Here is an 18016-nt window from a genome sequence, read left to right on the forward strand (position 1 = left end):
ACTTACCCCCGCGCTTCCCGCGCGTAGTATTCCTGCAAACTTTCCACATGGGTCTCTGCCCGCCGCGAACCGATGGCCGTGGCCGTGGCGCGCGCTGCGGCGATGGTGGTGCAGTAAGGAACCTTGTATGTCAGGGCCGCGTGGCGAATGGCCTTGGAATCCCTGGCCGTATGCTTGCCCGAAGCCGTGTTGATGACCAGAGCCACCTCATGATTGATGAGCAGATCCACAATGTTGGGCCGCCCTTCGTAAACCTTGAGCACTTCTTCCACTTCAAGCCCGTGCTCACGCAGCACGGCAGCCGTGCCGCGCGTAGCCAGCAGGTGGAAGCCAAGCTTGGCAAACATATCCGCCACTTCGGGCAGATAGGGCTTGTCGCGGTCGTTGACCGAGAGGAAGAGCTTGCCCCCCTGCGGCAGAACCTGACCAGCGCCCAGCTGGCTCTTGAGGAAGGCCTCGCCGAAGTTGGAGCCCATGCCCATGACTTCGCCGGTGGAGTGCATTTCGGGTCCGAGAATCACGTCCACGCCGGGGAAGCGCTGGAAAGGCAGCACAGCTTCCTTGACGCAGGTGAATCCGCCCTTGCGCATGCTCCAGGGATCCAGTTCCTCAAGCGTTTTGCCCAGCATGACCTGGGTTGCCAGGTACGGCAGGGGAACTCCCGTGGCCTTGGACACAAAGGGCGCGGTGCGCGAGGCGCGCGGGTTTACTTCCAGTATATAGATATCATCGCCCTTGATGGCAAACTGGATGTTCATCAGGCCCACGACCTTGAGTTCGCGGGCAAGGGCTTCGGCCTGCACCGCAATGCGGGCCACGTGGTCGTAAGAAAGCGAGTACGAGGGCAGTACGCAGGCAGAGTCGCCGGAGTGGATGCCGGCTTCCTCGATGTGTTCCATGATGCCCGCCACGTACACTTCCTTGCCGTCCGAAAGAGCGTCCACGTCCACTTCCACCGCATGTTCAAGGAACTTGTCGATGAGGATGGGGTGTTCCGGCTTTTGCGGCACCTGGACATGGAAGTAATCTTTCAGTTCTGCGGCGTCATACACCACGGCCATGGCGCGGCCGCCGAGCACGTAGCTGGGCCGCACAACCACGGGATAGGTGATGCGTTCGGCCACTTCAAGCGCGTCTTCAAGGCTCATGGCCGTGCCGTTCGGCGGCTGGAGCAGTTCAAGCTTTTCAATGAGCGCCTGGAAGCGTTCGCGGTCTTCGGCGCGGTCAATGGCATCTGGGCTGGTACCAAGAATGGGTACGCCAGCGCGCATGAGCGGCACGGCAAGGTTCAGCGGGGTCTGGCCGCCAAACTGCACGATGACGCCCTCGGGCTTTTCCTTTTCCACGATGTTCATCACGTCCTCGAAGGTCAGCGGCTCAAAATAGAGCCTGTCCGAGGTGTCGTAGTCTGTGGAAACGGTTTCGGGGTTGGAGTTCGCCATGATGGCCATCACGCCCGCATCGCGCAGGGCGAAGGAAGCGTGGCAGCAGCAGTAGTCAAACTCGATGCCCTGGCCGATGCGATTGGGGCCGCCGCCAAGAATGAGCACCTTGCGGCGGTCTTCCACCTTGATTTCCTCGCCCCGTTCGTAGGTGGAGTAAAAATAGGGGGTGTAGGCCTCAAATTCCGCAGCGCAGGTGTCCACCAGATAGTAGGTGGGTTCCACGTGCATTTCCTTGCGCATGCGGCGTATGTCGGCCTCTGGCGTCTTCCACATTTCCGCCAGCTGGCGGTCGGAGAAGCCGTATTCCTTGGCTTCGCGCAGCATGTCGGCAAGAGCGGCGTTGGCCGTGGTCATGTCGTTGGCAAGGCCAAAATTGCTGATGCGCTTTTCCATCTCCACAATGTCGCGCACCTGGCGGATGAACCAGGGATCAATGGCGGAAACCGCAAAGATTTCTTCTTCGCTGATACCGGCCACAATGGCCTGCCGCAGCGAAAAAATGCGCTTGGAGTTGGGGCGGTGCAGGGATTCCAGAATGGTTTCGCGGTCTGGCAGCTCGGAGCGGAAGCTGTAGCCAAGGCCCGTTGCGCCGATTTCCATGGAGCGCAGGCCCTTCTGCAAGGCTTCCTTAAAGGTGCGCCCAATGCTCATGGCTTCGCCCACGCTCTTCATGGAGGTGGTGAGCTCGTCCTTGGCGCCGGGGAACTTTTCAAAGGTGAAGCGCGGAATTTTCACCACGCAGTAGTCGATGGCTGGCTCAAAGCTCGCCACGGTCTCGCGGGTGATGTCGTTGCGCAGTTCGTCAAGGGTGTAGCCCACGGCCAGCTTGGCGGCGATTTTGGCAATGGGAAAGCCCGTGGCCTTGGAGGCCAGCGCCGACGAACGCGACACGCGGGGGTTCATTTCGATAACCACAATCTCGCCGTTGGCCGGATTGAGGCCGAACTGCACGTTACTGCCGCCCGTTTCCACGCCGATTTCGCGCATGATGGCAATGGAGGCGTCGCGCAGGTTCTGGTATTCGGCGTCAGAGAGGGTCTGCACCGGGGCCACGGTGATGGAGTCGCCCGTGTGCACACCCATGGGATCAAAGTTTTCAATGGCGCAGATGATGACGCAGTTGTCCTTGGCGTCGCGCATCACTTCCATTTCGATTTCTTTCCAGCCAAGCACGCTCTGCTCGATCATGACTTCAGAGGTGGGGCTCGCCGAAAGACCGCTGGATGCAATGGCTTCAAGATCTTCCATATTATAGGCCACGCCGCCGCCAGTGCCGCCAAGCGTAAAGGCCGGACGGATGATCAGCGGGAAGGGCAGCACGTTGCCGAGCTGGCAGGCCTCTTCAATGGTGCGGGCAATGCCGCTGGCGGGCATTTTAAGGCCGATCTTTTCCATGGCTTCGCGGAAAAGCTCGCGGCTTTCAGCCTTTTCAATCACGTCGGCGCGCGCGCCGATGAGCTCAACGCCGCATTCCGCCAAAACGCCGCTCTTGGCAAGCCCAAGAGCGGCGTTCAAAGCCGTCTGACCGCCAAGCGTGGGCAAGAGCGCATCGGGGCGTTCTTTTCGGATGATTGCGGCAAGGGTCTCCTGCTCGATGGGTTCCACATAGGTGGCGTCAGCCATATGCGGATCGGTCATGATGGTAGCCGGATTGGAATTGACCAGCACCACCTCGTACCCTTCTTCCTTGAGGGCCTTCACGGCCTGGGAACCGGAGTAGTCAAACTCGCAGCCCTGGCCGATGATGATGGGGCCCGCGCCGATGACAAGAATTTTGTGTAAATCCGAACGCTTGGGCATTGAACTTTCCTGCGGATTTTGAGATCAGAGGTAATGACGCGGCACAGGCGCGCCGATTTGCATAAAACGATTGTTTTTATTCCACAGCTGGTATAAAAGTCAAGTTTTTCCTTCGGCCAAATGAATACACACCCTTGCAGGGTTGCCGCCGCGCGCCCGCCAAGCCTAAATCAGAGGGTTTTACCCTGCCCGTGCGGCATGCCGGGGACACAAAGCCCTTGCCTCGCACTTTTTTTTGCGCAATAATTTTTCCCTTGAATCCACAAGGGGAGCACCACATGCAGAATGTAAAAAAAGTCGTCCTCGCCTATTCGGGCGGGCTTGATACTTCCGTTATCCTTAAATGGCTCATTGAGACCTACAAGTGTGAGGTCATTGCCGTTACCGCCGATCTGGGCCAGCCCGAAGACCTCACGGGCGTGGAAGAAAAAGCGCTCAAGACCGGCGCTTCCAAGGCATACGTGCTCGATCTGCGCGAAGAAATGGCCAAGGACTTTGTATTCCCCATGATGCGCGGCGCTGCCCGCTACGAAAACCGCTATCTGCTCGGCACCTCCATCGCCCGCCCGCTCATCGCCAAGGCCCTTGTGGACATCGCCCGCAAGGAAGGCGCGGACGCCGTGGCCCACGGCGCTACCGGCAAGGGCAACGATCAGGTGCGTTTTGAATTTGCCGTCAGCGCCCTTGCGCCCGACCTCAAGGTCATCGCCCCCTGGCGCGAATGGGATCTCATGTCGCGCACGGCCCTCACGGCCTTTGCCGAAAAGCACGGCATCCATATCTCCAGCGAAGCCAAGCGCTACAGCATGGACGCCAACATGATGCACACGAGCTTTGAAGGCAGCGAGCTGGAAAATCCCGGCAGCGCGCCCGATGCCTCGTGCCATCAGCGCTGCGTGCCAGTGGAAGAAGCGCCCGACACCCCCGAAATCATCAGCGTGGATTTCGAGCAGGGCAACCCTGTGGCCGTCAACGGTCAGCGCCTCTCCCCCGCCGCCATCATCAAGACCCTCAGCGAAATGGCCGGACGTAACGGCATTGGCCGCGACGACATGGTCGAAAACCGCTTTGTGGGCATGAAGTGCCGCGGCGTGTACGAAAACCCCGCCGGCACCCTGCTGTACGCCCTGCACCGCGACCTTGAAGGCATCTGCATGGACCGCGAACTGCTCGGCATCCGCGACATGCTGGCCGTGCGTTACTCGCAGTGCGTGTACAATGGCTTCTGGTATTCGCCCGAACGCGAAACAATGCAGGCTTTTATGGACAAGTCGCAGGAGTGCGTCACCGGCACCGTGCGCGCCAAGCTCTACAAGGGCGGCGTGTGGCCCCTGGCCCGCACCTCCCCCAACTCGCTCTTCTCCGAAGATCTGGCCACCTTTGAAGGCGGCAACTACGATCACAAGGATGCCGCTGGCTTTATCCGCCTCAACAGCCTGCGCCTGCGCCTGCACGCCGCTGTGCAGAGCAAGCTCGGCAAGTAGACTGAAACGCCCCGCATGCCGCCGTATTCGCAAGGCTGCATGCGGGGGTGCACAATATCGGGCGCTTTCCCCGGAGCCTGCGCCATCCCGGGCTCGGTCATTGGCGGCATTGCCGCATGTTTTGCAGAGATTTGACGGGACAGGTTCCGGGGGAAGCGACGTTCGCCACGAGCAACGCGGCTTCCCCCAATTCATTTTTTACAGAAAACGGACAGACCATGAAGACCAACCAGAGCTGGGGCGGCCGCTTTGCCGAAGGCCCCAAGGAAGCCGTGGCCCAGTATACGGATTCGCAATCCTACGACAGAGCGCTCTACGCCCAGGATATCCGCGCGTCACAGGCGCATGCCCGCATGCTGGGCCGTCAGGGCGTCATCAGCCAGAACGAGGCACGGATTCTGGTCAACGGTCTGGACCGTGTGCGCGAAGAAATCGAAGCTGGCAATTTTGTGTGGAAGCCAGAACTTGAAGACGTGCACATGAATATTGAAGCGCGCCTGACCGAGCTTGTGGGTGATGTGGGCAAAAAACTGCACACGGGCCGCAGCCGTAACGATCAGGTGGGCCTGACCTTCCGCCTCTTTGTGGCCGACCGCCTCGAAACCTGGCGTCAGCGCGCGGCCTTGCTGTGCTCCGTGCTGGCCGACAAGGCCGCGGAGCACAAGACGGACATCCTGCCCGGCTGCACCCATCTGCAACCGGCCCAGCCCGTAAGCCTTGCCCACCACCTGCTGGCCTATGCCTGGATGTTCCGCCGCGATGCAATGCGCCTGGAAGACACCCTTGAGCGCGTGCGCATTTCGCCCCTTGGCGCAGCGGCCCTCGCCGGGACCACCTACCCGCTTGACCCGCAGAGCGTGGCGGACGAAGTGGGTTTTGCAGAGATTTACGGCAACTCCATGGACGCCGTTTCTGACCGCGATTTTGTGCTTGAGGCACTTTTTGACGGCTCAACCATCATGATGCACCTCTCGCGCCTGTGCGAAGAAATCATCCTCTGGGCCAACCCCGCCTTTGGTTTTGTGCGCCTTTCTGACGGCTATTCCACAGGCTCGTCCATCATGCCGCAAAAGAAAAACCCCGACGTGGCCGAACTCATGCGCGGCAAGACCGGGCGCGTCTATGGCGCGCTGACGGGCCTGCTTACGGTCATGAAGGGTCTGCCCCTGGCCTACAACCGCGACATGCAGGAAGACAAGGAAGGTTTTCTTGATGCCGACCGCACCGTTGAAGCATCGCTGCGCCTCATGGCGGGCATGCTGGAAGAACTGACCTTCCGCACCGACCGCATGCGCGAGGCCTGCAAGGCTGGCTTCCTCAACGCCACAGAACTGGCGGACTACCTCGTGGGCAAGGGTATTCCCTTCCGCGAAGCGCACCACATCACAGGTCAGGCCGTGGCTATGGCCGAAAAGGCTGGCAAAGGCCTTGAAGACCTCACTCTTGGCGAACTCCAGAGCCTCGAGACGCGCATTGACGACTCGGTTTTTGCCATTCTGGAATACGCCGCAGCCGTGAGCCGCCGCGAAACCCCCGGTGGCACCGGCCCCCACTCTGTGGAAACACAGCTTGAACAGATCCACCAGTGGCTTGGGCAGAATCTGGGCGAGGAAAACTGAGCACGGAGTCGAACGCCATGTCCATTTTTGATATCGAAAACCGGCAGGATATGGGGGCGGAAGCCCCCGCCGCCGTGAGCTGGCCTCAGTGGGCCGAAGAAGCGCGGCTGGACGACGACCTCGCCGCAGAGGCCTACGAGGCCACGCCTGCCGCACTGCGCGCCGCAATCAAAACGGGGCTGGCTCTGGCCCACATGCACTTTGGCGAGTCCACCACCAGCCAGCGCAACGAGGTACGCAACGCGCATCTGGGCTTCTGGCGGCGTTCCATCGCGCACCCCGCGCCCTGGGCGGTCATTGCCTTTACGCCCGCATACGCCGCTGCGGCCCGCCTTGCCGCAGCCTGCATGCCCGCCCTGCTTGGCGGCGTGCCTCTGGTGGGGACCGTGTGCGTGGGCGGCGCACCCAGCAGGAATGCTCTGGTCACGCTGGAGCTGACGGGCGTGGAAGACATCTTTGTTCTGGACAGCGCTGGCCTCTGCACCCTGCTGGAAGAAACCCAGCCAGGGCCGGGGCGTCTCGTGCTGCTGCACAGGGGAGAGCTGGACGGCGTGGGCGCGGCGGCGCGGGCGCTGGAACTGCCCTGTTACGAGGAGCGGCGCTCTCCCATCCTGTGCCTGCCCAAGCCCGAAGCCTTTGACCTTGAGGCGCTGGCCTTTGCGCAGGCCGAGGCTCTGGAAACAGCGCTCGACACCTCCTTGCGCCTCACCCCTGACGCCACCTACCTTGCGCCCGTGGCTGCCCTTGGGCATTGCCGCGAACGCCGCACAGGGCCATTCCCCTATAGCGGCGCGCCCGCGCTTACGCCGGGCTGCGAGGGCTTCTGGCTGCACCCCGGCCTCACGCCCGACTTCTTCTGCGTGCAACGGCAGGCATTCGGGCTGCTGTAATCCGGTGCAAATTCGCGCCACGCACCGCGCCAGATCATCGGGCGTTCTTAATTGAATCTTCGCCAAGGCTTCTTTGCAAGCTGACTGCCCAGCCTCCCCTCGCAGAATGGGGAAGCTGCGGCGGCCAGCCTTGCCCTGCGCCTGAAAAAGCCGTAATCATTCAGAAACACCTCGCCTTGGGAGCAAAGCCATGCCCAGCATCAAGCATATCCGCAACATAGGCATTATTGCCCATATCGACGCGGGCAAGACCACGCTTTCCGAGCGCATGCTGTTCTACAGCCGCAAGATCCACCGTATGGGCGAGGTGCACAACGGCTCGGCCACCATGGACTACATGCCGGAGGAGCAGGAGCGCGGCATCACCATCATGTCGGCCTGCACCACCTGCCAGTGGGGCGAAAATACCATCAACCTCATCGACACGCCCGGCCATGTGGACTTTACCATTGAGGTGGAACGCGCCCTGCGCGTGCTGGACGGGGCCGTGGGCGTGTTCTGCGCCGTGGGCGGGGTTGAACCGCAGTCGGAAACCGTGTGGCGGCAGTCGGAAGATTTCAACGTTCCCAAGATCGCCTTTATCAATAAGATAGACCGCCTGGGCGCGGATTTTGAAGCAGTGCTCGAGGCCATGCGCCAGCGCCTGCAAACCAATGCCGTTGCCGTGACCATCCCCCTTGGGCAGGGCGAAGATTTCCGCGCAGTGCTTGATCTTGTGAACGAACAAAGCCTGACCTTTGACCCGGCGGATCAGGGCCAGACCCTACACCGCGCGCCCTTTACGGAAGAAGAAGCCGCCATCGCCGCCCCCTGGCGTGAAATTCTGCTGGAAAAGCTTGGCGAGGCAGATGACGCCTTTGTGGAACCCTACCTGGAAGGCACCTTCACCCTGGCCGACATCAACGCGGCCCTGCGGCGCGAGACTCTGGCCCGCACGCTCACGCCCGTTTTCTGCGGCTCGGCCCTGCGCAACATGGGTGTGCAACCCGTGCTCGATGCCGTGTGCGCCCTGCTGCCCTCGCCCGCCGATGTTCCGGCCCCGGTGGGGCGCGATGCCGATGGTCGCGAAATCATTGTGGAGGCAACTCCCGATGCCCCCGTTGCGGCGCTGGTTTTTAAAGTGCTCATGGAAAACGGCCGCAAGCTGGCCTTTGTGCGCATGTACGCGGGCCGCATCCACGAGGGTGAAAGCCTGCGCAATACCGCCAGCGGCAAGGATGACCGCCTGGGCCGCATCTACCGTCCGCATGCCGACAGGCGGGAGCAGGTGGAATGCGCCGAGGCGGGCGAAATCGTGGTCGTGGTGGGCCTGCGCGGGCATACGGGCGAAACCTATACCGCCCGCGATCGGCAGCTTGCGCTGGAAAGCATAGATGCTTACGCGCCCGTCATCACCCTTGCGCTGGAGCCCCGCAATGCGGACGAAGGCAAGATTCTGGACGAAGCGCTGGTGCGCTATACGGAAGAAGACCCCACCCTGCTGGCGCGGCTGGATGACGACACTGGCTCTCGCATGGTTTCCGGCATGGGCGAGCTGCATCTGGACGTTCTGCTGGAGCGCATGCAGCGCGAATACGGCATCAGCCCCCGCGCGGGCAATCCGCAGGTTGTGCTGCGCGAAACCGTGCGCAAGGAGGCCGAGGTGGCCTCTGTCTTTGACCGCGAAATGGGCAAGGAGCGCCATCATGGCTCTGCGGCCCTGCGTGTTGCGCCACGCGCCCGGGGCACGGGCAATGTGGTTGAAGTGGGCGACTTTTTGCCGCAGGATGCCGCCGAAGCCCGAAAAATTCTGCCCAGGGTCTATCTGGACGCCGCCCTTGAAGGCGTGCGCGATGCACTGCAATGCGGCGATCTGACAGGCTACCCCATTGAAGATGTGGCCGTGACCCTCACTGCGGTGGACAGGCAGGAAGGCCTGACAACTGTTCCCGGTAGCCGCATGGCCGCCGGGCAAGCCCTGCGCGAGGCACTGGCGGCGGCAACTCCCGTGGTTCTGGAGCCTGTGATGCGCGTGGAAATTACCGTGCCGGAAGACTTCCTTGGTGCGTCCATTACCATGTTCACCACCTGCGGCGGCAAGGTTGAGGATATGGAAGACCACGGCGGGCGCAAAACCCTGCGCGGCACAGCCCCCCTGCGCCGCCTGTTCGGCTTTTCCACCTCCCTGCGCTCGGCCACACAGGGCCGCGCCGGGCTGGTAATGACCTTTGACCGCTTTGATCTGCCCTGAGGAACCATGCAGCACCAAGAATCCACACACGGCCAGCCCCGCGCAAAAAAAAGCCTCGGCCAGCACTTTTTGAAGCGCGAGGACATCTGCCGCCGCATTGCCATGCTGCTGCTGCCCAAGCCCGAAGACATGGTGCTTGAGATCGGCCCCGGCCCCGGCGCGCTCACCCGCGCCATTGAGGAGCAGCCCCACGCCCGCCTGCTGCTGCTTGAAAAAGACCGCCACTGGGCGGCTGAGCGCCAGCGTCTTGGCGAGGCCCGCACCCAGGCGGTGCTGACCGATGCCCTGCGCTTTGACTGGCGGCGCATCACGCCCGAGAGACCGTGGAAGGTCATAGGCAATCTGCCCTACAACGTGGCCTCCCCCCTCATATGGGACATTGTTTCGCGCGCAACGGGCTGGCAGCGCGCGGCCTTCATGGTACAAAAAGAGGTGGGCCAGCGGCTGGCGGCCCAGCCCAACACCAATCACTATGGCGCGCTTTCGGTCTGGGTGCAAAGCTACGCCCGCCCGCGCATGGAATTTATTGTAGGGCCGGGGGCTTTCAGCCCGCCGCCCAAGGTGGATTCTGCCGTGCTCTCTTTTGACCCGCTGCCGCCGGAACGCAGACCAGCCCACCCCGAGATTCTGGCTCGACTCTTGCGCGTATGTTTTCAGCAGCGCCGCAAACAGCTTGGCGGCGTTTTCAGACGCAGCGGTCAGCCGGGGCTTGAGGCTGCGCTGGAAAAGACAGGCATCGACCCAAGCTTGCGCCCAGAAGCCCTTGCCAACAAAGATTTCCAGGCTCTTGCCGCTTTTTGGGCCGAGCAGCTTGACAATAATGCATAAAAAGTTTTGAGTTTACGCACTGTCTTTTAAAACGTAACGCTTGGCGGCATTTGCCGCCTAAGCTTGCTGGCAGAACAACTCAAGCCGGGGAATTTTCAGGAGGATGTGCTGATGACTAAAGCTGATCTGGTTGAAAAAATCGCCGCCAAGGCAAACCTGACCAAGGCTGCCGCCGAGCGTGCCCTCAATGCTTTTCTTGCTTCTGTGGAAGACGCTCTTGTAAAAGAGTCCAAACTGACCCTCACGGGTTTTGGCACCTTTGCGGTAGAAACCCGCAAGGCTCGCCAGGGGCGCAACCCGCGCACCGGCGATACGCTGACCATTCCCGCCTGCAAAATTCTCAAATTCCGTCCCGGCAAAATGCTCAAGGACTCCCTGAATTAAGCTTGAGCCGTTATGCCCTGGCATAGCGGCTTTTTGATTTACGCCAGCAGCCGCAAGGCTGTTGCCGAATGCTGTTGCCCAGCGGCAAGGCAAAGAACGACCTCGCCAGCGATGCACCCGGTGCACCGTGCAAGATACTTCTTTGCCTTGCCGCCGGGAATCAGCAATTTGAAAAGCTGCCTACCTTTTGCGGAAAATATTCATTTTCCCGCACTTGAGGCTTGCCTTTTTCTAAAGTGCGGGCTACAAGAGCAGTTCATATTTTGCGGGCCACGGTCTAGAGCTGTGCCCCACCGCCGAAGGGGGTGATTTTCTTGCCCGGAGTTTTTCTTAACGACGACGACTATAACTTCGACATCGCACTGCGCCGCTTTAAGAAGCAGGTAGAAAAGGCGGGCGTTCTTTCTGAAATGAAGAAACGCCAGCACTACGAAAAGCCCAGCGTTATGCGTAAAAAGAAGAAGGCCGCCGCCCGGAAGCGGCTGTTGAAAAAAATTAGGAAGATGAACATGGCCTAGGCAGCAATGCCTTGCGCCGCTTTGCAGGGCATTGCCCGGCAAACGGCAGGCCGGGCGATGCAAAGCCATCGCTCCGTTCATTCGGCCAGTTATGCGGGAGGCCCCTCGGGCTTCCCGCGTTTTCTGCTTTTCTCCACCCTCCACCCCACCACCGCCATGACTGTCACCACCACGCTTTTTGAGCAGATCGACATTGACTACATCAAAGCCTACAAAGCCAAGGACAGTGTGCGCCTTACCGTGCTGCGCCTTCTCAAGACGGCGGTAAAAAATCGCATGGTGGAACTCAAGCGCCCCGGCGGCAGCCTTGCCGACGAAGAAATGCTTGATATCATCATCAAGGAAGGCAAGCAGCGGCAGGATTCCATCGACCAGTTCACGGCAGCAAACCGCACTGATCTGGCCGACAAGGAAGCGGCGGAGCTTGTCATTCTCAAGGAATACCTGCCCAAACCCCTCTCGGCAGAAGAACTTGCAGCCCTTATTGACGCCACCGTGGCCGAAGTGGGCGCAACTTCCCCCAAGGATATGGGCAAGGTCATTTCTGCCATCATGGCGGGCCACAAAGGCCGTGTAGACGGCAAGGCTCTTTCGGAAGCCGTCAAAAAACGCCTCCAGCCGTAGCTTCAGGCGCATTTCCACCTGGGGAAAACCCCCGTTTCAGTGTCCCGTTTTGAGTTGGCATGCAATCTCGCGGGAGTCGCCTCGTTTTGGAGCAAACAGCCTTGAGCAGCTCACTTTCGCCCCTTGGGCGGCTGCCCGAAAGCGCCGCAGCTACAGCTGCGTTTGCCGGGTAACTTTGCTGCTGCGCAAGGGCATGCTGCACGACGGCTCACGATGTTTTTTCCGCACCACGGGCAAGCGCCGTTATTTGCGCGCAAACCCAATGCTTTAAGGCAGTTCACGCATGATTCACGCCCGCACGCTCAACGCCCTTGAATTTCACCGCATTGCAGACCACCTTTCGGAATTGTGCCTTTCCGGCGTTGGCCGGGAACGCGCCAGGGCCATTGCCCCCCTTGACGATGCAGAGGCTGTAACGCTGGCGGCGCGCATCTATGAGGAAGCCGCCGACTGGGCCAGCCGTCCTGCCGCGGGCGGCGCGGTTTTCTGCGTCTGCTCCTTCCCCGATGTCAGTAGCATGCTGCGCGCTGCGGCTACCAACCGCGCCCAAACTTTTCAGCCCGATGTGGATGCCTTCTGGGCCTTGCGCGAGGTGCTACGCCTTGCCAGAGACGCCCACGCTTCCATTGCCCAGCCAGAAGCCGCCACCCGCTGGCCGCACCTGCTGGCCATGGCCGACGGCTCTCCTCTGCCGGTTCAGCTCACTGCCGCGCTTTTGCGCTGCATTTCTGACGACGGCCTGCTGCGCGATGAAAGCTCGCCGGAGCTGTACCGCCTGCGCGGCGAACTGCGCCGCCTGCACCAGAGCTGCATGCGCAAGGTCAAGGACTTTGCCCAGCAATACAACATGCTGGCATACCTGCAAGACGAGTTCATGACCCTCTCGTCCGACCGTTACGTGCTGCCCCTCAAGGCCAACTTCAAGGGCCGCATGCAGGGCATCATCCACGACTGGTCGCAAACGGGCGAGACCTGCTATTTTGAGCCCATGTTTCTGGTGGAGATCAACAACCGCCTGCAAGAATTGAAGCGCGAAGAACGCGAAGAAGAACGCAAGGTTCTGGTCTATCTGCGCAGCCTGCTTGAAGCGGAACTTCCCGGCGCGCGCGCGGCCCTTGAGCTGCTGGCCCACCTTGACGTTTTGCAGGCCAAGCGCAGGCTTGCCGCCCTTTTTGACGGCCGCCCGCTACCCCTCACCCCCGTGGCGGAGGGCATTCAGCTTCTTGATGCCCGCCATCCCCTGCTCATGCTCAACCGCGTGGCAGAATCCGGCAAGGACGGCTCCAAGGCTGCCGCCGCTGCCCACAGCAAGGTGCGGCCTCTGGATATCGTGCTGCGCCCCGGCGAGCGCGCTCTGGTCATCACCGGCGGCAATGCGGGCGGCAAAACCGTATGCCTCAAAACGCTTGGCCTCATTGCTGCCATGACTCTGAGCGGCCTGCCCGTGCCAGTGGGCGCGGGTTCGCACCTGCCCTGGTTCAGCAGGCTGGATGCCTTTATCGGCGACGAACAGAGCCTTGCGGATAATGTTTCCACATTCACCGCCCAAATCGAGCACCTTGCCAAGGCCTGGAAGCACCTTGACGCCTGCAGCCTTGTGCTGCTTGACGAATTTGGCGCAGGCACAGATCCCGCCCAGGGCGCTGCCCTTGCGCAGGCAGTACTTGACGAATTGCTGGACAAACATACCTTTGTTCTGTCGGCAACGCATTTCCCCGCGCTCAAAAGCTACGCCCTCACGCGCGAAGGAGCACGGGCGGCCTCCATGCTCTTTGATCCCCAAAGCAAAAAACCTTTGTTCCGGCTTGCTTACGACCAGGTCGGGGCCAGTCAGGCGCTGGATGTGGCGCGCGAGCACGGCCTTGCCGAAAGCATTGTGCGCCGGGCGGAGCATTACCTTTTGCAGGACGGGCAGGACGCCACGGCCCTGCTTGGCAGGCTCAATGATCTGGCCGCAATGCGGGAGGAAGAACTTGCGGAACTCAAGCGCGAGCAGGATAAAACCCGCCGTCAGACGCAGGATCTGCGCGAAAAGCTTGAGAAGGAGCGAGTGCGCCTGCACGACGAGGTTCGCGCCCAGGCTGGCGACCTCATGCGCGCCTGGAAAGAAGGCCGCGCCACCCACAAGCAGGCGCTCAAGGAAATGTCGCGTCTGCGGGCCTCGCTTGCTCCCGCGCAGGATGAAACTGCGGAAGGCGCGTCAGTGCTGCCCCAGCCCCAGAGCTTTGCAACCGGGCAGGAGGTGCTGCACACCGTGTTCAACAAGCGCGGCGTCATCACAGATGTGGACGAACGGCGCGGGCGGGTGCGGCTGGAAATGAACGGCGTGAACCTCTGGGCAGAAATGAAGGCCCTGCGCGTACCGGGTCAGACAGCGCAAAGCCCGGCTAAAAGCGCCCTCAGGGGCGTTGTGGGCCGCACATCCGCCAGTGACGAGGCCGCATCCCTGCGCCTTGATATGCGCGGCATGCGAGCGGATGTGGCGCTGGCCGAGCTGGAGCGCTTTATGGACAAGGCATTGCTGGCAGGATTTTCAGAGGTGGAAGTGGTACACGGCAGGGGTACGGGCGCGCTGCGCCGTCAGGTGCATGATTTTTTGCGGAGTTTCCCGGCTGTGGGGCAGTTTGTCCTTGCGCCGGAAGACCGGGGCGGCGACGGCATGACCATAGTAACCTTTCGCTAATTACGGGCGTGTGACCCATGCAGTCCAAGGACGCAATCCGCGCCATTAAAGAGCGCCTGAATATCGTTGACGTGGTGCGCCGTTATGTTGAGCTCAAGCGCAACGGGCCGCGCTGGGTGGCACCCTGCCCATTCCACCAGGAAACCAAGCCGTCTTTTTCCGTCAACGAAGATCAGGGGCTTTTTTACTGTTTCGGCTGCCACGCATCGGGCGATGTTTTTGATTTTTACAGCCGCATCAACGGGCTGGAGTTTAAGGAAACGCTTGAACAGCTGGCGGCGGAAGCTGGCATTACCATTGACCGCGGCCCGCGCGATCCCCAGCGGGATGGGCAGGAACGCAAGCAGCGCTCGGCGCGGCAGCAGATGCTGCGCATGTACGAGCTTGCGGCAGGCCATTTTGCCTCGGCCCTGCAAAGCCCCGAGGCAGAAGAGTGCAGGCGGTATATAGAAAAACGCGATTTGAGCGATGAGATAGTGCAGCGCTTTGGCCTTGGTTGGGCCAGACGCGAATGGCAGTCGCTGGCTGATGCCCTGCGCCGTGCGGGTTTTGACATGCGCATGGCCGCAGAGGCTGGCCTTGTAGGGCAGGCGAACAGCGGGCGACCCTACGACAGGTTTCGCGGGCGGCTTATTTTCCCTATCAAGAGCCTTTCCAACCAGATAATCGCCTTTGGCGGGCGCATTATCGCCGATGAGGAAGAAGCCAAGTACATCAACAGCGCCGACACGCCCCTCTACAAGAAGGGCGAGCACCTTTACGGGCTGGCGCAGGCGCGGCGCGGCATCGTGACCAAGGGCCGCGCCATGTTGACAGAAGGCTACATGGACGTGCTCACCCTGCACCAGTTCGGCTACGACAATGCCGTTGGCGTGCTGGGTACGGCCCTGACGCCTGAACAGATAAAACGCCTTTCGGGCTTTGCATCGCAAATGACCCTGCTGTTTGACGGCGACCGCGCCGGACGCAAGGCAGCCTTGCGCTCGTGCGAAATGCTGCTCACACGCGGCCTTTCGTGCAGCGTGGTGATCATGCCCGAAGGTGAAGACATAGACAGTTTGCTGCGCGGCGCTGGCCCCGAGGCTTTTGAGGCATTGCAGGCACAGGCCCCGGACGGTCTGCGCTTTTGCGTGGATGTGCTCAAGGCCCTGGCCCCGCGCGAAACAGTGGAATGGGCGCGCAATTTTTTGCGCCAGCTGGATATTCCAGAGCTGATCAGCCCCTACATTTCGCGGCTGGCGGCACATTTGCAGCTTTCGGAAGCCGACCTGCGCGAGGGCATTGCCGGGGCGCGGGGGCAACGCAAAGACAGCCAGCGACAGGGGGGCTCCGCCTCGCGGACGCGCCAGAACATACGCGACCGACAAATAATGATGTTTGCCGTGCGGTATCCCCACCGTCTGCGCGATATGCAGGAAATAGGGGCAGACCTTGCCTTGAGGTCTGAAATCGCCAGGCGGCTCTGGGACAAGATAGAAACCCACGGCCCCGAGGATGTTTTTCATCACTTAGACGAACGAGAAAAAAGCTTCTGGTGTGAGTGTCGCGGGCCAACTGCCGCACCGTGCGACAATGGCGAAAAAGAATTGGAATTCTTGCGACAGTCGTTAGATCAATACTATGCCTCAGCTCAGGCCTCCTCCCTGTCCGCTGCCATGCGGGCCAATACAGGCATAGGTGACTTTGAAGCTGATTTGGATTATCTTCGCGCACTTAAGGAAACCTTGGAGAAAGGGCATGAGCAATCTTAAAGATATCCAGCAGATACAGTCCCTTATTGCCAAAGGCAAGGGCGCGGGCTTTCTGACCTTTGAAGAGGTCAACAAGGCTCTGCCTGTTGAAATGAGCACGCCGGAGCAATTTGAGGAAATCATCGGCATCTTTGAACAGCTCGAAATTGTCATTGTGGATTCGGAAAAGGACGGAAAAAAGATTTCCGCCGCCGCCACCGAGACTGACGAAGATATTACCGAAGGTTCGCTGGATCTGACTGAAGACGAGGACACAGCGGACTATTCCTCGCGCAGCACCGACCCTGTGCGCATGTACCTGCGCGAAATGGGCGCCGTGCCCCTGCTCGACCGTGATGGCGAAGTTGTTATCGCCAAAAAGATCGAAATGGGCGAACAGGACGTGCTTTACGCTCTGGTTGAAGTACCTGTGGCCGTTGAAGAACTCATCAATGTGGGCGAAGACCTGCGCCAGAACCGCGTCAAACTGAAGGACGTGGTCAAAACCATTGAAGAAGACGACCCCAGCGAAGACGAAATGAACCAGCGCACCCGCGTTATTCTGCTGCTGGACGAAATCAAGCAGACCTTCAAGAAAAAACGCAAGATTTACAAAAAGCTGGACGCCTGCGCCTGCATGGATCGCCGCGTTACCGCAGTGCAGAAAGAAATCATCAGCTTCAAGGATGAAATCGTCACCCGCCTGCGCGACATAAAGCTGGAAAAAACGCTCATCGACCGCATCATTGAAACGGTCGAGGACTATGTGCGCCAGATGCACAACTGCCAGCGCGACCTGTCGGCCTACATCCTTTCCACCGGGCGCACTCAGGCGGAAATTCAGGCCATGTTTGACGGCCTTGAAAAGCGCGAGGTCAACCCCAACGATGCGGCCCGCGACCTCAAGCTGAGCGTGGACGAGCTGTTTTCGTTCAAGGAAATGATCATCGGCAAGATCGAAATTCTCAGCCGCCTCCAGGAAAAGTGCTGCCATAACGTCACTGATCTTGAAGAAGTGCTGTGGCGCATCAAGCGCGGCAACACCGCCGCCATGCGCGCCAAGCAGGAGCTGATCCGCTCCAACCTGCGCCTGGTTGTTTCCATTGCCAAAAAGTACACCAACCGTGGCCTCCAGTTCCTTGACCTTATTCAGGAAGGCAACATCGGCCTGATGAAGGCCGTGGACAAGTTTGAATATCAGCGCGGTTACAAGTTTTCGACCTATGCCACGTGGTGGATCCGTCAGGCCATTACCCGCGCCATTGCAGATCAGGCCCGCACCATCCGCATTCCCGTGCACATGATCGAAACCATCAACAAGCTTATCCGCACCTCCCGTTACCTTGTGCAGGAGCTGGGGCGCGACCCCACGCCCGAGGAAATCGCCGAGCGTATGGAATACCCGGTGGAAAAGGTCAAAAAAGTGCTCAAGATCGCCAAGGAGCCCATCTCGCTTGAGACGCCCATTGGCGACGAAGAAGATTCGAGCCTCGGCGACTTTATTGAAGACAAAAAGGCCGTTGCACCGGCTGAAGAAGTCATCAATACCAAGCTGTCCGAGCAGCTTGCCGCCGTGCTGGCCGACCTTACCCCGCGCGAAGAACAGGTGCTGCGCAAGCGCTTTGGCATTGCAGAAAAAAGCGACCACACCCTTGAAGAAGTGGGCAAGCTCTTCAACGTCACGCGCGAACGCATCCGGCAGATCGAGGCCAAGGCACTGCGCAAGCTTCGCCACCCCGTTCGCAGCCAGCCCCTGCGCTCCTACTACGAAAACTGATTCA

General features: G+C 60.5%; 12 protein-coding genes. 11 read left to right on the top strand and 1 reads right to left on the bottom strand.

Features of this window, described 5'->3' with window-relative positions; translation table 11 throughout:
- Positions 1–2: 2 nt before the first annotated feature.
- Complete coding sequence (carB, locus tag ACUZ9P_RS13025) at positions 3–3245, bottom strand: carbamoyl-phosphate synthase large subunit (RefSeq protein ID WP_022659313.1); 3243 nt, start codon at positions 3243–3245, stop codon at positions 3–5.
- A gap of 278 nt (positions 3246–3523) precedes the next feature.
- On the opposite strand from carB, the gene ACUZ9P_RS13030 reads away from it, so the two are divergent.
- From ACUZ9P_RS13030 to rpoD, 11 genes are all read left to right on the top strand, one after another.
- Entirely contained in the window at positions 3524–4729 is a 1206-nt protein-coding gene (locus tag ACUZ9P_RS13030; protein ID WP_209819200.1) for an argininosuccinate synthase, read from the top strand.
- Between the two features lie 218 nt (positions 4730–4947).
- Positions 4948–6348, top strand: a complete 1401-nt coding sequence (gene argH, locus ACUZ9P_RS13035) for an argininosuccinate lyase (RefSeq protein ID WP_449250027.1) — start codon at positions 4948–4950, stop codon at positions 6346–6348.
- Between the two features lie 17 nt (positions 6349–6365).
- Positions 6366–7238, top strand: coding sequence for a hypothetical protein (locus ACUZ9P_RS13040; RefSeq protein WP_449250028.1), 873 nt, complete (start codon positions 6366–6368; stop codon positions 7236–7238).
- A gap of 190 nt (positions 7239–7428) precedes the next feature.
- Positions 7429–9468: an elongation factor G gene (gene fusA, locus ACUZ9P_RS13045; RefSeq protein WP_449250029.1), complete on the top strand. Its 2040-nt coding sequence runs from the start codon at positions 7429–7431 to the stop codon at positions 9466–9468.
- A 6-nt stretch (positions 9469–9474) separates the two neighbouring features.
- Positions 9475–10296 (top strand): 16S rRNA (adenine(1518)-N(6)/adenine(1519)-N(6))-dimethyltransferase RsmA, encoded by an 822-nt coding sequence (rsmA, locus tag ACUZ9P_RS13050; RefSeq protein WP_449250030.1) that lies wholly within the window; start codon positions 9475–9477, stop codon positions 10294–10296.
- Positions 10297–10407: 111 nt separating this feature from the next.
- Positions 10408–10680, top strand: a complete 273-nt coding sequence (locus ACUZ9P_RS13055; protein WP_022659306.1) for an HU family DNA-binding protein — start codon at positions 10408–10410, stop codon at positions 10678–10680.
- 314 nt (positions 10681–10994) lie between these two features.
- Positions 10995–11198: a 30S ribosomal protein S21 gene (rpsU, locus tag ACUZ9P_RS13060; RefSeq protein WP_027180918.1), complete on the top strand. Its 204-nt coding sequence runs from the start codon at positions 10995–10997 to the stop codon at positions 11196–11198.
- 156 nt (positions 11199–11354) lie between these two features.
- Positions 11355–11822, top strand: coding sequence for a GatB/YqeY domain-containing protein (locus tag ACUZ9P_RS13065; RefSeq protein ID WP_298993468.1), 468 nt, complete (start codon positions 11355–11357; stop codon positions 11820–11822).
- A gap of 283 nt (positions 11823–12105) precedes the next feature.
- On the top strand, positions 12106–14505 hold the full coding sequence (locus tag ACUZ9P_RS13070; protein WP_449250031.1) for an endonuclease MutS2: 2400 nt from the start codon (positions 12106–12108) through the stop codon (positions 14503–14505).
- A 17-nt stretch (positions 14506–14522) separates the two neighbouring features.
- Entirely contained in the window at positions 14523–16256 is a 1734-nt protein-coding gene (gene dnaG / locus ACUZ9P_RS13075) for a DNA primase (RefSeq protein ID WP_449250032.1), read from the top strand.
- Positions 16243–18012, top strand: coding sequence for an RNA polymerase sigma factor RpoD (gene rpoD / locus ACUZ9P_RS13080; RefSeq protein ID WP_022659301.1), 1770 nt, complete (start codon positions 16243–16245; stop codon positions 18010–18012). The genes dnaG and rpoD overlap by 14 nt, the downstream gene beginning before the upstream one ends.
- Positions 18013–18016 lie beyond the last annotated feature (4 nt).

This window comes from Desulfovibrio intestinivivus, from assembly GCF_053570665.1.

Bases quoted from the DNA above. Each gene is read 5' to 3' on its own strand.
- ACUZ9P_RS13070 (WP_449250031.1), top strand. From the start codon at position 12,106: ATGATTCACGCCCGCACGCTCAACGCCCTTGAATTTCACCGCATTGCA.
- carB (WP_022659313.1), bottom strand. From the start codon at position 3,245: ATGCCCAAGCGTTCGGATTTACACAAAATTCTTGTCATCGGCGCGGGC.
- rpoD (WP_022659301.1), top strand. From the start codon at position 16,243: ATGAGCAATCTTAAAGATATCCAGCAGATACAGTCCCTTATTGCCAAA.
- ACUZ9P_RS13040 (WP_449250028.1), top strand. From the start codon at position 6,366: ATGTCCATTTTTGATATCGAAAACCGGCAGGATATGGGGGCGGAAGCC.
- ACUZ9P_RS13055 (WP_022659306.1), top strand. From the start codon at position 10,408: ATGACTAAAGCTGATCTGGTTGAAAAAATCGCCGCCAAGGCAAACCTG.
- ACUZ9P_RS13030 (WP_209819200.1), top strand. From the start codon at position 3,524: ATGCAGAATGTAAAAAAAGTCGTCCTCGCCTATTCGGGCGGGCTTGAT.
- dnaG (WP_449250032.1), top strand. From the start codon at position 14,523: ATGCAGTCCAAGGACGCAATCCGCGCCATTAAAGAGCGCCTGAATATC.
- fusA (WP_449250029.1), top strand. From the start codon at position 7,429: ATGCCCAGCATCAAGCATATCCGCAACATAGGCATTATTGCCCATATC.
- argH (WP_449250027.1), top strand. From the start codon at position 4,948: ATGAAGACCAACCAGAGCTGGGGCGGCCGCTTTGCCGAAGGCCCCAAG.
- ACUZ9P_RS13065 (WP_298993468.1), top strand. From the start codon at position 11,355: ATGACTGTCACCACCACGCTTTTTGAGCAGATCGACATTGACTACATC.
- rsmA (WP_449250030.1), top strand. From the start codon at position 9,475: ATGCAGCACCAAGAATCCACACACGGCCAGCCCCGCGCAAAAAAAAGC.